Below are 13,748 nucleotides of genomic sequence, written 5' to 3'. Positions count from 1 at the left end.
GGGCCTGCCACTGTTTGTTGTTGTGGTTGTTGTGGGGGATCAGCCGCTTGGCGATCAAACCATCGCCGGGTCAGGCTCTAGCCCCATCAGTTCGCGGCCAAGGATCTGCGCACAGACGTCATAGTCGGTGTAGGCATGTGCACCGGTCATGTGCGAATCACGGAACAGTCGCTGCAGTTCGTTGGTCTCGAACCAAGCGCCGCCACCGGCTGCTTCCATCAGGCGATCGACCGCCTGGATGCACATTTTCACCGCGTAGCCTTGGTTGGTGCGCCAAAACGCCAAGGTGGCGCGCGATGGGTATTCATGACGTTCGCTGTACTCCGCGATCTCGTCCCAGCTCTTTTCCAGCAACGCCCGTGCGGCAGCAACTTGGTGGGTGGACTCAGCCAGGCGCATCAGGGCTGGCGTGGCTGCACCGACCGCCGCACCGGTGTAGGCACGCACGCGGTTGCGCGTTTTTTCGCGGAACACTTCCAGCATGCGCTCAGCAATGCCCAGGCTGACGGTAGAGAAACCGCTTGCGAAGTAAGGGCGATATGGAGCGAAGAAAATCTTGCTGTCTGGGTACATACCGAAGCCGGCGGACTTGCCTTCCATCATGTCCTTGGCCTTCTGGATACGGTGCTCGGGCACGAAAGCGTCGCGTACGATAAGCGTCTTGCTACCACTGCCACGCATGCCCACCGCATACCAGTCATCACGGATTTCATAATCGCTGCGAGGCAATACAGCGAAGCAGTAATCCTGAGAACCTTCGGCGTTAGGGCGACGGAAGCCCAATATCGCCCACTCGGCGTGATCGCAGCCGGAGCTCCAGCCCATTTCGCCACTGAAAGTCACACCACCTTCCACCTCTTCGGTGCGGCCGAAAGGCGCGATGCTGCTGCTGGCCGTGGCGTCCGGGTTGCTGCCCCATACATCCTGCTGCAACTTTGCCGGGAACATCGCCATCTGGTGGCTATGGGTGCACAGCAGGCTCATAGCCCAAGCGGTGCTGGCGCACGCGCCGGCCAGCAAAGCGATGCACTGGGCGAACTGCGGCAAGGAAATTTCCAAGCCACCGTACTGCTTAGGCAGAAAAGCGCGATGCATGCCGATACTCTTCAGCAAGGCGATGTTCTCTGCTGGAACACTGCGGTCATGCTCAGCCTTAAAGGCATTGGCAGCAATGGCCGGCAGGATGGCTTTGAGGTCTTCCAGCAAAGGATTTGGCTTTTTCATGAACGGTCTCTTTATTATTGGATAACCAGCGTGCAACCCTCTGTGCGGCAGCGGGCAGCCGAATAGTCTCAATGACGCGTTCAGTATGTGGCGGTGGCAGTTGTCGAGAAATGCACGTTACGAGGGGAAAATTGCACTTTCCATGGTATCGCCCCCTGCTTCGCTTCGAAGCGATTGACCCCTGCTCCAGTCGCCACCACAATCCCCTCGAAGCGCGCGTGGCCTACCCGCGCCATTGATGGAGTGACCTCGTTGAAAGCGCTTTCCCCCTCTGCGGCACGTATTTGCGACGCCGCTGTCGGCCACTTCGCGGCATTCGGTTACGACGCCTCCTCGTTGAATGAGATCGCTCAACTGGCAGGCATGCGTAAAGCCTCGCTCTACGCGCACTTCGCTAACAAGGATGCTTTGTTCCTAGAAGCATTTCAGCGGGCACTGGAAGTTGAAACCCGTTTCGTCGAGAGCGCTTTTCGAGAGGAGGCGGCGGGCGCTGTGGCACCTGGGCACTGGCTTGTGCTTCACCTCGCCGAGCGCTACCGAGAGTCGCAGAACCTGCGTTTCATCCTGCGCACAGCGTTTCTGCCTCCGGTCGATATCAAGGTGGCTGTCACCTCAGGGTTCGAGCGATATCTGGACGGCGTACGCGAAGGTTTTTGCCAAGCGCTCCATGCGCGCTACAGCTGGGCTGACTTGGCAAGCACTCGCCTGGAGGTCTATGCCGATGCCTATCTGGGCATCATCGACAGCCTGCATGTGGAACTGATGTACGCCGACCCCGCCGTCTATGCACGACGTGCGGCATCGCTATTGAAAATCCTTGACGACTCATTGTCGCTGAACCACTGAGGCGAGGGCCAGTCACGCGGCTTAAGGCTTGATCCTCTTCATCTCTTCGAGCAGTCGGGTCAGTTGCTGAAGCTTTTCCTCGCCGAACTGACTCAGGATCTTGTCATAGTTGCGGCCCATTTCCTCGCTCATGGCCAAAAACACCTGTTGTCCCTTGACCGTGAGGTTGATGAACACCCTCCGCTGGTCTTCAGAAGACTTGCGCCGTGCGACAATACCGTCGCGCTCAAGGCGCTTGAGCACGCCGCTCATGCTCGGTTTGAGAATACAGGCAAGCTCTGCCAACTGATGGCTTTCCAACTCACCCTGCTGACGCAGGATACGAATGACTCGCCATTGCTGTTCGGTTAGCTCGTGGGCGTTCAGCGCAGGGCGGAAGAACGCCATGGTGGCTTCGCGAGCCTGCAGTAGCGTCAGCGTAAGTGAGGGTCGTGGCGTGGTCATGCGTGCTTCGAGCTCGTCGATAAAAAGCGTGCCGGCGAGTATGCCAGCACGCGCTCATTAATACATTAATCAATTACTCGATAAGCAGGTGGTAATGGCGCTTCTTGCCCAAGCTGACACGCCATTGTTGCTGGCCAGGTGGTAGATCGGCGTCCACTGATTGCACCACCTCACCATCCAGGCGCAAGCCACCGCCCTGCGCCAGACGCCTTGCCGCACCACGCGACGGTTGCAGGCCGGCCTGCACAAGTACCTCAGCCAGGCTCGGGATTTGCAGCGCGCTGCGAGCCACGGTAATGGTGGTCAATCCATTGCCAATACCCTCCCCGTACACGCCGCTGGCAGCCTCTCGCGCAGCATTCGCTGCCTCAGCGCCGTGCGCCAATGCAGTCACCCCATCGGCCAGCAGGGCCTTGGCTTGGTTCAAGGCCGCACCACCCTCGCGCGTGAGTTCGGCGATCCGCTCCAGCGAAAGTTCAGTAAACAGGGCCAGAAAGCGCGGTACGTCCCGATCGTCGCAATTACGCCAGAACTGCCAGAAGTCGAAACTCGGCAAGCGACGCTCGTCAAGCCATATTGCGCCGTTGAGCGACTTGCCCATCTTTTTGCCATCGCTATTGGTCAACAATGGCATGGTCAGACCGAACAACTGACGTTGATCACGGCGCCGGGCCAGCTCGACGCCGTTGATGATGTTGGCCCACTGGTCGGCACCGCCCAGTTGCAGGGTGCAGTCGTGCAGGCGAGCCAGCTCGGTAAAGTCATGGGCCTGCAGCAGGGTATAACCGAACTCTAGAAATGACAGCGAGTGTTCCCGATCCAAGCGTTGCCGCACCGAGTCAAACGTCAACAGACGATTAATCGAGAAGTACCGCCCGACCTGGTCGAGGAATTGCAGATAGCCGATACCATCGAGCCACTGCGCGTTGTCGACCACGAAGCCCGCGCCCTCACCCAAATGCAGGTAGCGCCCGAAAGTCCGCGTGATGCCGGCGATATTGGCCTGAATCTGCGCCTCATCGAGTATCGGTCGGCTCTCGTCCCGGAAGCTTGGGTCACCGATACGCGTTGTCGCGCCACCGATCAGCAGGATCGGACGGTGCCCGGCCTTCTGCAGCCAGCGCATTAGCATCAAACCCTGCAGGTGGCCGACATGCAGGCTGTCGGCTGTGGCATCAAAGCCCAAGTAGAACGTGCGCGGTCCTTCCTGCAAATGTGTGCGCAATCCTTCGAGGTCCGTGCTTTGGTGAATGAAGCCTCTGGCTTGCAGGTGGCCTATCAGATCGTAATGTTGGTCGCTCATGACAACTCCTGGGTGAAGCCCGAGGAGCGAGACACACGTCCAGCCGCCTCGGGCGGATGACGTGCACGCAGCCACGACCGCCTCAGGTTGAGGTGGCGTAACGACGGTAACGTGGTAGATTTATTAACATGTTCATGACATCCATCATCAAGGAGTCTGCGGCAGACGTCAAGCCTCCCCTTACACTGCCAGGTGGCAGGCAGATAAAAGTCCATGGCAGGCTAAGGCAAGACGCCTACCTATCGTTAGGTGCTCAATGGCACCACGTGCACCGCCTCGGCAAAGGCCCTATCACAATTCCAATTCAGCAGGCTGCGTCATGATCAACATCGAGACCCCGACCTACTACACCGCGACCAAAAAATACAACCTTAGCTTCCCCACCCTAGAAAGCGACATCGACGCCGATGTCGTGGTCATCGGTGGCGGCTTCTCGGGTATCAACACAGCACTGGAACTGGCGGAAAAAGGTGTCACCAATGTTGTGGTGCTCGAAGCCCGCTACCTGGGTTTTGGCGGTACCGGGCGCAACGGGGGGCAGATCATGGCCGGCATTGGCCATGACCTGGAAAAGATCAGAAGCAGCGTCGGTGACCAAGGGCTGAAGCAGATTTTCGAGATCAGCGAACTGGGCGCCGGCATCATCAAGGAGCGCATAGCGCGCTACAACATTGATGCCGACTTCTGCCATGGCTATGGCTACATGGGCTTCAACAAACGCCAGGAAAAAACCTTGCGGGCATGGGAGAAAGACTTCAAGTCGATCAACACCCATGACGAGATCCGCTTTTTGGGTGGCGCTGAGGTCAAGCAGATCATCGGCAGCGACGCCTACACTAGCGCCCTGCTGCACATGGGCGGCGGCCATGTTCATTCGCTCAATCTGCTGTTGGGCGAAGCCCAAGCTTTGATAGGCCATGGTGCGCGAATCTTTGAGCATAGCCCGGCGCTGGAAGTGACCTATGGCGAGCGCATCAAGGTGCGCACCGGCCGCGGCTCGGTGCGAGCCAGCAAGCTGCTGTGGGCCTGCGATAGCTTCCTCAACAAAATGGAACCGGAGCTGCACGCGCGCACCATCAACACCTACGCCTTCCAGATGATGACTGAGCCACTGTCGGAAGAACTGATACAGCGTATCAGCCCGATCCGCGGCGCCTACAGCGATATCCGCCCGGTGATCGATTACTACCGCGTCACCCGCGAAAACCGCCTGCTGTTCGGTGCCGCCACGCCGTTCATCGAGCACATCCCGCTGGATCTCAAGGCCTGGAACCGCGCTTTGATGCTGAAGATCTTCCCCTACCTCAAGGATGTGCGGATCGACCTCGCCTGGGGTGGTCCAATGGCCACAAGCGCCAACCTGTTCCCGCAGATCGGCACCCTCAGCAATCGCCCCAACGCATTTTACGTGCAGGGTTATTCCGGCTTCGGGGTCACCCCCAGCCACATCATTTGCAAGATTCTCGCCGAGGGCATGCACGAAGGCTCATCGCGCTACGACCTGATCAGTTCGGTCAAGCATGCACGGATCCTCGGCAAGGACCACTTTCGCCCACTGCTGCTAACCGCCGGCAAGACCGTGCACCAGCTTTCGGGCTATTTCAACGGCCGCCGCTGACCGTATCTTTCACCCACTGGAGAACTGCCATGACCCTCACTGCTGCCAAGCAAGGCATACAACTGTCCGAACTCGATGCCTGGGGCACCGTTGCCGATCTGGGCTCGGAAATCCTGGAAGGCGAAGTCAAAGCCTTTGGCAAAATGACCCACGGAGCGCCCACCGACCCCGTCAGCAGCGCTTACTTTGGCACCACGCGCGGCAAATTCCGCATGGTCTACCCGTTTAACGAGCAGGCGGTAATCGTCACAGGTGAAATCCAACTGACTGACGAGTCCACAGGTAAGGTCACTCGCTACAAAGCCGGTGATGCCTGGTTCGTGACCAAGGGCACGCCAGTGCTGTGGGAGATTTTGACCGAGTCGTTCGTCAAGCACTACTTTGCCGTGGCGTAACGGAAACAGGTAATAAAAACGGCACCAGCGCTACAAGCGCTGGCGCCGTTTAGTTTTTGCGGTGAGTTAGCGCAAGGAGGTCCCCATAGCTGTGGCACGGTAGTCCTTTGGAGATTGGTCATACTGCTTTTTGAACGAACGGCTGAAATGAGCAGAGTCAGTGAAGCCCCACTTGTAGGCGATTGACGTAATCGACTCACTCATGAAGAACGGATTGGCGAGATCTTCGGCACTGCGCTTGAGCCGGGCACGTTGAATGTACCGGCACACGCTGTCACCTTCCTCTTCGAACAAACGATAGAGGTGACGCACTGAAATGTTAAGCCCGCTAGCCAAAGCAGCAGGCGTCAATCCGGGCTGTGACAACGATTTATCAATCACCTTCTGCACATAACTACGCATATTGCCGCCGTTAAGCGCGTCTACGCTGCAAAGGTTTCCTTCTCCAAACTCAAGGCCCGGCTCTAAAAGAGCGGTGAATGCTGCTTCTAACGCAGCGCCCTGGGTACAGTCTTCGCCGGTATTCTCATCCTTGCACATCTGATCCATCAACACATGAAGCATGCGCCCACACGCGTTGCTGGATGAGATCTTTCCTACCAGATTCCCTCTGCCGAGAACCTGTTTACGCACCTGCTCGCGTGATAGCGCCAACGAAACATGCTCAATCAGGCCAACTGGTTTGATTTCGCAGCGCCCCACCGAATCCATGAGCATGAGATCACCGGGCGACAGGTGAATGGTCAAACCGCCCTGCTCGACCGTAGAGCGGCCCGACCGCTGCAGGACAAGAAAACAGTGCTGGTCATCATCCAGGGCCGCATTATCACCCAGCCTCCGAATGACGCCGGCATTCGTGCGCAAAGATGCGACTGGCAAGCCAGCACGCGTATGAGCTGAGACATCTCCAATGAAGAGTGAATGATTACCAGCCAATTCCGTTTCAAAACGGCCGCAAATGCCCTGCATGGCAGCGGTCCAGCGATCAAGTCCCTGATGGTCGGGTTGTTGAGTCTGCATAGTGGCCTCGACGCGAATTGTTGTTATGCGGCCATTGATAACATGTTAACAATGTCCGCACAACTGTCACAGTTAGTCGAGTACACTCAGCAAAGGATATGCCAGTTCGCTTCAGATGCGTTGCAGAATCTCAGTGAAGCTAGACAGGCTGGCGAGCAAATGAGAACGCTGCTGCGGACTTACTTGAATGTAGCGACGAAACGCCGGCATCCGGTTGACCACCTCGCTTCCGCCCATATGCTCCAGGGCAAGTTGCCATTGGCCCTTGCTGCACTCCAGAGTCAGCCGCTTGAAGTCCAGCGGCATCAGCGCCGCCAACAAGGCCGCATCTCTGTCAAAATGATCGCGTATTCGGGCAAAGAAAGCCTGCTCGCCGCCCCGGAACACGCAAGCTATGCCGGTGCGCCGAAATGCCCCGGTATGGCGCAGCTCCAACCGTACTTCGCCCTGCTGCAGGGCAGGCACGCTCAAGCGAAACTCGCAGGTCACCACATGCATTAGCAGGTGCGCCTCTACGTCCTCACGTACCTCGACCTGCCCCCCCCCAGGGCGCAGACGCACCTGCGCGACACCCGCTTCCGTCCGCTGTATTTCCAGCGGCCCAAGATTACGCAGCAAATGCCCCAAGGTGACACCGGGCCTATAACCTGAAGGCGCCTGAGGCACCAGCAGCCTTTCACGCAAATGTCTGATCATGTTGCGGACGCTCCGGAGCGTGGCCTGGTTCGGCGGCGAATTCTTTTTCCAGTACATCCTCAACCCGGGCAGGCCTGAACGGGTTGACCTTCTGCACACACAGAGACCAGAACAGCGCGTAGGCTGCCGTGCCGCCAAGCATGATGGCAAACGGCACGTAAACGTCCGCCGGGTTCATTCCAGGCGGTGTGATAAACAGCATGCCGATGATGATGCCCGCACTTGAAATGATTTGCGGCAACGGGAACAGCGGCGAACGGTAGGCCCGCGGCAGATCTGGGCGACGGATACGCAGGATCACCACCGACAAGGTCACCAGCAAGTAGGCCGTGCTCCAAGCGCATACGGCAGCCAGCACCAAGTGCAGAATATTGTCTGGATTGCCACCCAAGTACCAGGCATGTAGGCACGGGATCAGTGCAACCACCAGAATGCACAGCAATGGCGTCTTGAAGCGCGGATGCAGGTAGGTGAAGACCTTAGGCAACGCTCCGTCTACCGCCATCCCGTAAAGAATGCGCGGCACCCCGGCCATCAGCGTGTTGATGGTTGCCGCACCGGCGAACAAAAAGCCGATACCCAGCCAAACTGGGCCGATGTCACCCATCACCTGCTCGGCAAAGCGCGGAATGGCCATGGGCGTGTCCAGCAAGTGTACGCCGGTGGCGGCATCGAGTACGACGTTTTCCACTTGGCGCTTCATTGCCGCGCCGTAGATGAACATGCAACTGGCCACACCAAACAGGCCCAACGCCATGGCGCGTGGCAATACCCAGGCCGAGCGACGCAGTTCGGGCGCAAGCGGCGTCACGAACTCGCAGCCGACAAACATGAACATGGCCATGCCGATCAGTGAAAGGATGGTCATCACATCAGAGCCTACCAGAGAGGCGCCAAACGGGCCCTCCAGCTCCACCGCAGGGGCGGCGATCAGACCCAGCACACCGAACACCATCAGGGTCGTCCACATGCCGAAGGTGAGGATCACCTCAGCGCGACTGAAAGCGCTGACGCCGAACGCGTTCAGTACCGCAAACGACAGCACAAAACAGACTCCCAACAGCCAAGAACCGCCTGCGGACTCAGCGAGCGTGTTGAGGTGTTCGAAATTCACCAACGCCATCACCCCAGACAGGATGGTCTCGGCAGTGCCAGCGAACACATGCACGATCAAGTAGGCTGAAAGCGTGCCGGTAATGGCAAAGAAGCGGCCCATGCCGCAGTTGATATAGTCGTAAACCGAGCCGGTGGTCGGCAGTATCGAGGCCGCCTCGGCGAAGGTGGTTGACTGCGCCAACATCATCAACGCGGCGATGACCATGGCAATGGCAAACGCGCCGCCACCGATGCCGAAGCCCATGGTCGCAGTGAGTATTACGGGGCTGGCCATGATCAGCCCGACGGTGCTGGCGAGTGCGGTAGGGAAACCGACTGTGCCTTGGTTGAGGTGCTCAGTGAGCTTATTGTTGAATGACATCTTGATCAAGACCCTGGCTTCAGTGTTGGCTGGTAGAGGGTAAGCGGACCATTCCACATGCAGGCCCGACCTACCTCCATGTACCTGCACTGTGCGCCCTGCGTGCCCCGCAGTCTTGCCTTTGCCTGCCTGAACTCTTGTTACAGCCTGCCAGATGGCCAGTTCACCAGAGACCCGCTTATCCCGCATCTGTAGGATGGCACCCACGGCTGCCTGGTCAAATACTGGTAACCAAGCCACTCGACATGAACACATTCGAAGTGCCTGCCAGCAATAATAAAAAATCGCCCGGAGACTCCCCGTATGAGCGATCGCCTCGCCCAAACACTGAGTGCTTTCAGTAGCACCGTGCTAGACATCCAGCGCTTGGCACAGAGCCAGAGCATTGAGCACTTCCATAGCCTGATGATTGAACGTCTAAGTGAACTCATTACGTTCGACAAGGCATGGTGGGGGCTGGCCGCTTTGATCAACGGGGTGCCGGTGGAACGCAGTACGCAGCTTTTCAAGCTTCCAGTTCAGTATCTCCTGGACTGGCAATCAATCAGCCACGACGACGTCACCATCGAGAGTGTGCACAGCCACCCTGGCCACGCTGTGGTCATCGACATGGGCACTACACCTGGCCTGACCTGGCTCGGAGCCAAGCACCACATCGGCCAACTGATGTGCATCATCGTGAGCGATCCGATAACTCGGCTTTCCGAGCATCTGACGTTGTATCGCAGCCCGGACTCTGCATCGTTCAGTCCGCAGGACGGTCTGCTCCTGGAAACCCTCATGCCTCACTTGTCCGCAGCTGTCGCGGCCAACCGCATCCGAACGTTGATTGCTGCCCGCGAAACCCTGAGCAACCCTCAGAACCTTGCACTAGCCGTGTGTGACCGCCACGGTACGCTGCATTGCGCCGAACCTGGCTTCATCGCGCTACTGCTGCAAGGTTGGCCAAAGTGGAGCGGACCTAGTCTGCCTATTGCCATTGAGACTGGTGAAACCGCCATCGACCGAATACACCTAAGCATCTCAAATGCCGGTGACCTTTTCCTGATCGCAGGGCGGCAGCAGAACCCGCTGGAAACGCTCAGCCCACGCGAGCATGAGGTCGCCTCAAGCTTCGGTGAAGGCAGGACATACAAGGAGGTCGCCCGTGACCTAGGACTAGCCCCAAACACCGTGCGCCACCATATTCGCTCCATCTACAGCAAGCTCGGCGTCAAGGACAAGGCCCGTATCGGGCAACTGTTGCGCAATAACTCTGGCTGACAATCGCTAATCCTCCGCCCCCTTTTTTGCTGCTCGTCTTGAGCGGCCCAGGCACGTTCGTGCCTGAAATCTGCCGGGAAGTTCGATCCAATAATCACAAGAGAATGCGTAATGAACAAGCATACGAATTGGCTGGCCGGCGCTCTCCAGCTCACACTGATAACTGGTCTGACAAGTGGCGCGTGCAAGGCTGCTGACCTTAACGCCAGGGATTTCTTCAGCGCCCCGGTTGGCACCACGCTAGGCGTGCTCTACATGCCAATGACTCGCAACAGCGAGTACCACGGGGCGGCAGATAGCAATGGCAAAGCAAACCTCCAGGTAAACGCCTTCGCTTGGCGCCAACTGGTCTTCACCGATGTGTGCGGAACTTTGTGCACGCCACAGTTCATCGTGCCACTGGTAGACATTGACGCTCGCTTGCCAGGCGCCTCGCAGAGTAGTGAGGAAAGCGGGATCGGCGATCCGCAGGTCGGTGGCACGCTGTTTCTAGTGAATGAGCCGGCCACCCGAACTTACACCGGCCTCCTCAGCCTCATCACCTTGCCTGTGGGCGAATACCACAGCCACAACCCTGACGTATCGCCCGGGGCAAATCGCTGGGCGGGACATTTCATCCTCAACCATACCCAAGGCGTGGGTGACAGATGGGTGCTAGAGGCGAACCTGGAAGCCCAAGTGTATGGCAAGAACGATGACTACTTCGGCAGCGATCTCGAACAAGACCCTCTCTATCGCCTACAGGCGTTCGCCTCATATGACTTCAGCCAGAAGACCTACGGCGCGCTGCGGCTGATCCACGCCGACGGTGGTGAATTACGTATCAACGGCCAACGCATCGACAACACCCATAAGCGCGTGACCCAGGTGGGGCTTGAGGTTGGGCATTGGCTTGATCGGCAGAATCAGGCGCTGGTCGCTTTCACCCAGGATGTGGACAGCGATAACAGCTACCACGGCAGCCAGACGCTGTTGCGCCTTGTCCATGTCTTCTGACCCTTTCGGAGCTCCGTCAATGACCCAGCCGATGGAAACACCAGCTACCTCTCCTTTGCGCATAGTCCCGCGATGGAGGCTTTTGAGTGCTATTGTCCTGTTTGCCGCCGTTGTGCCATCCGTCCTGATGACTGCGCCGATCTTGGCCGCTCAGCTAGCCAGTCAATGGGGATTGACGCCCTCGCAGATCGGCAACTTGTTCATGGTCGAGCTTGGTGCCATGAGCCTTGCGACGATCCCTGCAGCCTTTTGGCTCAAGCGTGTCAATCTGCGCCACGCTGCCTTGGTTTCGGCCTTGCTATTTATCATCGGCAACCTGCTATCCGCTCAAGCCGAGCGCTACGCGCCATTGATCATCCTGCGGGGCATGACAGCTCTAGGGGGCGGCTCACTAATGATCCTCTGCATGAGCTGCGCAGCATCACTGCCCAACTCCAGCCGGATCTATGCGCTGTGGGTGCTGGGGCAACTGGTGCTGGGCACCATTGGCCTGCAGGTCCTGCCAGGCTTGTTCACCGTGTACGGACTGGGGGCGTGCTATCTGATTCTGGCAGCGCTGATGCTCTTGCTTCTGCCAATGACATGCGCATTCCCCGGACACCTGTTGCAAAGTGCCCTTGGCAATATTCGACAGCTTCGTACTGGCAAGGCACTGCTTGGGATGGCAGCCATCTTCACCTTCTATCTGAGCCTGAGCGGTGTCTGGACGTTCATAGGCTCACTGGCCGAGTCTGCCTCGATCAGTGCCTACGATAGCGGCCGGATTCTGGCCATAGCCACTGTAATGGGAATTCTAGGGGCAGGCTTGGCGTCGTGGGTTGGTGACCGACTGCCGCGGACGCTCTCCTTACTGGGGGGATATGGCCTGATGATCCTTGCCGTGTTGCTCCTGCAAGGTCAGCCTGAGCCGCAACGGTTCGCGCTCGCCGCGCTGACCTTCAAATTCACCTGGACCTTCGTCCTTCCGATGGTCCTCGCCAGCATAGCTGAACTCGATCCTTCGGGCCGCCTGATGAATCTCTCCAACCTGGTGATCGGCGCCGGCCTGGCGACCGGGCCGGCGGTCGCTGGGCACCTTATACAAAACAGTGGGGGATATCAGTCCACCCTGCTTGGGGCCGCCTTCCTGACGTTGATATCCCTGCTGCTCGCCATGGCCTGCCGCACCCCTACCCCACTTTAATGCTCAATGGAGATCTTATGACTCAAAAGACTGCATTCTTTTTCGACGAATTGAGCCTCTGGCATAGTGCTGGACTACACGCACTTACCATCCCGGTCGGGGGCTGGGTGCAGCCACCTGCTGCTGCAGGGCATGCCGAGTCTCCCGAGACCAAGCGCCGTCTGAAGAATCTCATGGATGTCAGCGGGCTGACTCGTCAACTGGACGTTAGAAGCGCAGCGCCCGCTAGCGAGGAAGACCTGCTGCGAGTACATACCGAACGGTATCTCGAGCAGTTCAAGGCACTGAGCGATGCGGGCGGAGGCACCCTGGGACCTCATGCGCCCATCGGTCCAGGCAGCTACGAGATCGCCAAGCTCTCAGCTGGTCTGGCCATCGCTGCCGTCGAGTGCGTGCTTCTGGGTGAAGCCAGCAATGCCTATTCTCTATCACGACCTCCAGGACATCATTGCCTGGCCGACCAAGCCATGGGCTTCTGCTTCCTTGCCAATATTCCTGTAGCGATCGAAGCTGCAAAAGCCCGATACGGGCTGGGTCGAGTGGTAGTGCTGGATTGGGATGTGCACCATGGCAACGGTACCCAATCGATCTACGAGCAACGTGGCGATGTACTGACCATATCTCTGCACCAGCAGGGCTGCTTTCCGGCGGGGTACAGTGGCGAAACCGACCGGGGTCAAGGCGATGGATGGGGCACCAATCTCAATGTCCCACTGCTGCCGGGAAGCGGTGATGATGCCTACCTGCATGCGATGGATAAGCTGATCATCCCTGCCATCGAACGCTTCGAGCCAGAGCTGATCGTCGTTGCATGTGGGTACGATGCCAATGCCGTTGACCCGCTGGCGCGGATGTTGCTGCACAGCGAGTCCTTCCGGGCCATGACTCAGCGCATGCGCGACCTTGCCGACCGTTTGTGTGGCGGACGTTTGGTGCTGGTGCATGAAGGCGGGTATTCCGAAGCTTATGTGCCCTTCTGCGGACTGGCGACACTCGAAGCGCTCAGCGGAGTTCGCACAGGAGTAATCGACCCCATGCTGGAATTTATCCAGTCTCAACAGCCGAATCCGCAGGCGTGCGCGTTTCAACGCGAGTTGCTGGACACACTGGCCTTGCAACTGGCCTGAGTCAAAGATACGTCGCAAGCTCTGGGTTTGCGACGTATCACGCAGGCAGTCGCCGTCGTGCGGCGTACCAAAACGGACGCCCCCCAAGACGCTGGCACTCAGCGTCATGCGGGTGACAGGCTCAGACAAGATGTCGAGCGGGACAACACGCTAGGC

Annotated in this window: 13 protein-coding genes; 7 read left to right on the top strand and 6 right to left on the bottom strand. The window is 58.4% G+C overall.

The window, feature by feature from the left end:
• Window positions 1-54 precede the first annotated feature (54 nt).
• Entirely contained in the window at window positions 55-1,224 is a 1,170-nt protein-coding gene (locus J3A98_RS08045) for a p-hydroxyphenylacetate 3-hydroxylase oxygenase component (protein WP_176684728.1), read from the bottom strand.
• A 252-nt stretch (window positions 1,225-1,476) separates the two neighbouring features.
• Between J3A98_RS08045 and J3A98_RS08040 the strand changes: the two genes are divergently transcribed.
• The gene (locus J3A98_RS08040; protein ID WP_176684729.1) at window positions 1,477-2,070 is read left to right on the top strand and encodes a TetR/AcrR family transcriptional regulator; all 594 of its coding nucleotides are present in this window, start codon (window positions 1,477-1,479) and stop codon (window positions 2,068-2,070) included.
• Window positions 2,071-2,091: 21 nt separating this feature from the next.
• Here J3A98_RS08040 and hpaR read toward each other — a convergent pair whose 3' ends face one another.
• Both hpaR and tyrS read right to left on the bottom strand, forming a co-directional pair.
• Window positions 2,092-2,514, bottom strand: a complete 423-nt coding sequence (gene hpaR / locus J3A98_RS08035) for a homoprotocatechuate degradation operon regulator HpaR (RefSeq protein WP_176684730.1) — start codon at window positions 2,512-2,514, stop codon at window positions 2,092-2,094.
• 73 nt (window positions 2,515-2,587) lie between these two features.
• A complete protein-coding gene (gene tyrS / locus J3A98_RS08030) occupies window positions 2,588-3,817 on the bottom strand; it encodes a tyrosine--tRNA ligase (RefSeq protein ID WP_209965197.1) in 1,230 nt (409 codons plus the stop codon).
• A gap of 319 nt (window positions 3,818-4,136) precedes the next feature.
• On the opposite strand from tyrS, the gene J3A98_RS08025 reads away from it, so the two are divergent.
• Complete coding sequence (locus J3A98_RS08025; RefSeq protein WP_176684732.1) at window positions 4,137-5,435, top strand: FAD-binding oxidoreductase; 1,299 nt, start codon at window positions 4,137-4,139, stop codon at window positions 5,433-5,435.
• 29 nt (window positions 5,436-5,464) lie between these two features.
• The gene (locus tag J3A98_RS08020; RefSeq protein WP_176684733.1) at window positions 5,465-5,830 is read left to right on the top strand and encodes a cupin domain-containing protein; all 366 of its coding nucleotides are present in this window, start codon (window positions 5,465-5,467) and stop codon (window positions 5,828-5,830) included.
• Window positions 5,831-5,896: 66 nt separating this feature from the next.
• Here J3A98_RS08020 and feaR read toward each other — a convergent pair whose 3' ends face one another.
• From feaR to J3A98_RS08005, 3 genes are all read right to left on the bottom strand, one after another.
• A complete protein-coding gene (feaR, locus tag J3A98_RS08015) occupies window positions 5,897-6,850 on the bottom strand; it encodes a transcriptional regulator FeaR (RefSeq protein WP_176684734.1) in 954 nt (317 codons plus the stop codon).
• A gap of 111 nt (window positions 6,851-6,961) precedes the next feature.
• Window positions 6,962-7,546 carry a DUF3156 family protein gene (locus J3A98_RS08010; RefSeq protein WP_176684735.1) on the bottom strand — a complete coding sequence of 195 codons (585 nt, stop codon included), beginning with the start codon at window positions 7,544-7,546 and terminating at the stop codon, window positions 6,962-6,964.
• Complete coding sequence (locus tag J3A98_RS08005; protein WP_209965195.1) at window positions 7,527-9,023, bottom strand: APC family permease; 1,497 nt, start codon at window positions 9,021-9,023, stop codon at window positions 7,527-7,529. The genes J3A98_RS08010 and J3A98_RS08005 overlap by 20 nt, the downstream gene beginning before the upstream one ends.
• 303 nt (window positions 9,024-9,326) lie before the next feature.
• On the opposite strand from J3A98_RS08005, the gene J3A98_RS08000 reads away from it, so the two are divergent.
• The 4 genes from J3A98_RS08000 (at window position 9,327) to J3A98_RS07985 (ending at window position 13,592) form a co-directional block, all read left to right on the top strand.
• Window positions 9,327-10,286: a helix-turn-helix transcriptional regulator gene (locus J3A98_RS08000; RefSeq protein WP_176684737.1), complete on the top strand. Its 960-nt coding sequence runs from the start codon at window positions 9,327-9,329 to the stop codon at window positions 10,284-10,286.
• Between the two features lie 111 nt (window positions 10,287-10,397).
• Window positions 10,398-11,282, top strand: a complete 885-nt coding sequence (locus J3A98_RS07995; RefSeq protein WP_209965193.1) for a transporter — start codon at window positions 10,398-10,400, stop codon at window positions 11,280-11,282.
• Between the two features lie 31 nt (window positions 11,283-11,313).
• Complete coding sequence (locus J3A98_RS07990) at window positions 11,314-12,465, top strand: MFS transporter (RefSeq protein ID WP_209969766.1); 1,152 nt, start codon at window positions 11,314-11,316, stop codon at window positions 12,463-12,465.
• Window positions 12,466-12,482: 17 nt separating this feature from the next.
• Entirely contained in the window at window positions 12,483-13,592 is a 1,110-nt protein-coding gene (locus tag J3A98_RS07985; protein ID WP_209965191.1) for a class II histone deacetylase, read from the top strand.
• Window positions 13,593-13,748 lie beyond the last annotated feature (156 nt).

Origin of the sequence: Pseudomonas sp. BP6 (assembly GCF_017875935.1) — a bacterium.
In the GTDB taxonomy this organism is placed as follows: Bacteria; Pseudomonadota; Gammaproteobacteria; order Pseudomonadales; family Pseudomonadaceae; genus Aquipseudomonas; species Aquipseudomonas putida_Y.
This window is presented reverse-complemented; position numbering and strand designations above follow the sequence as displayed.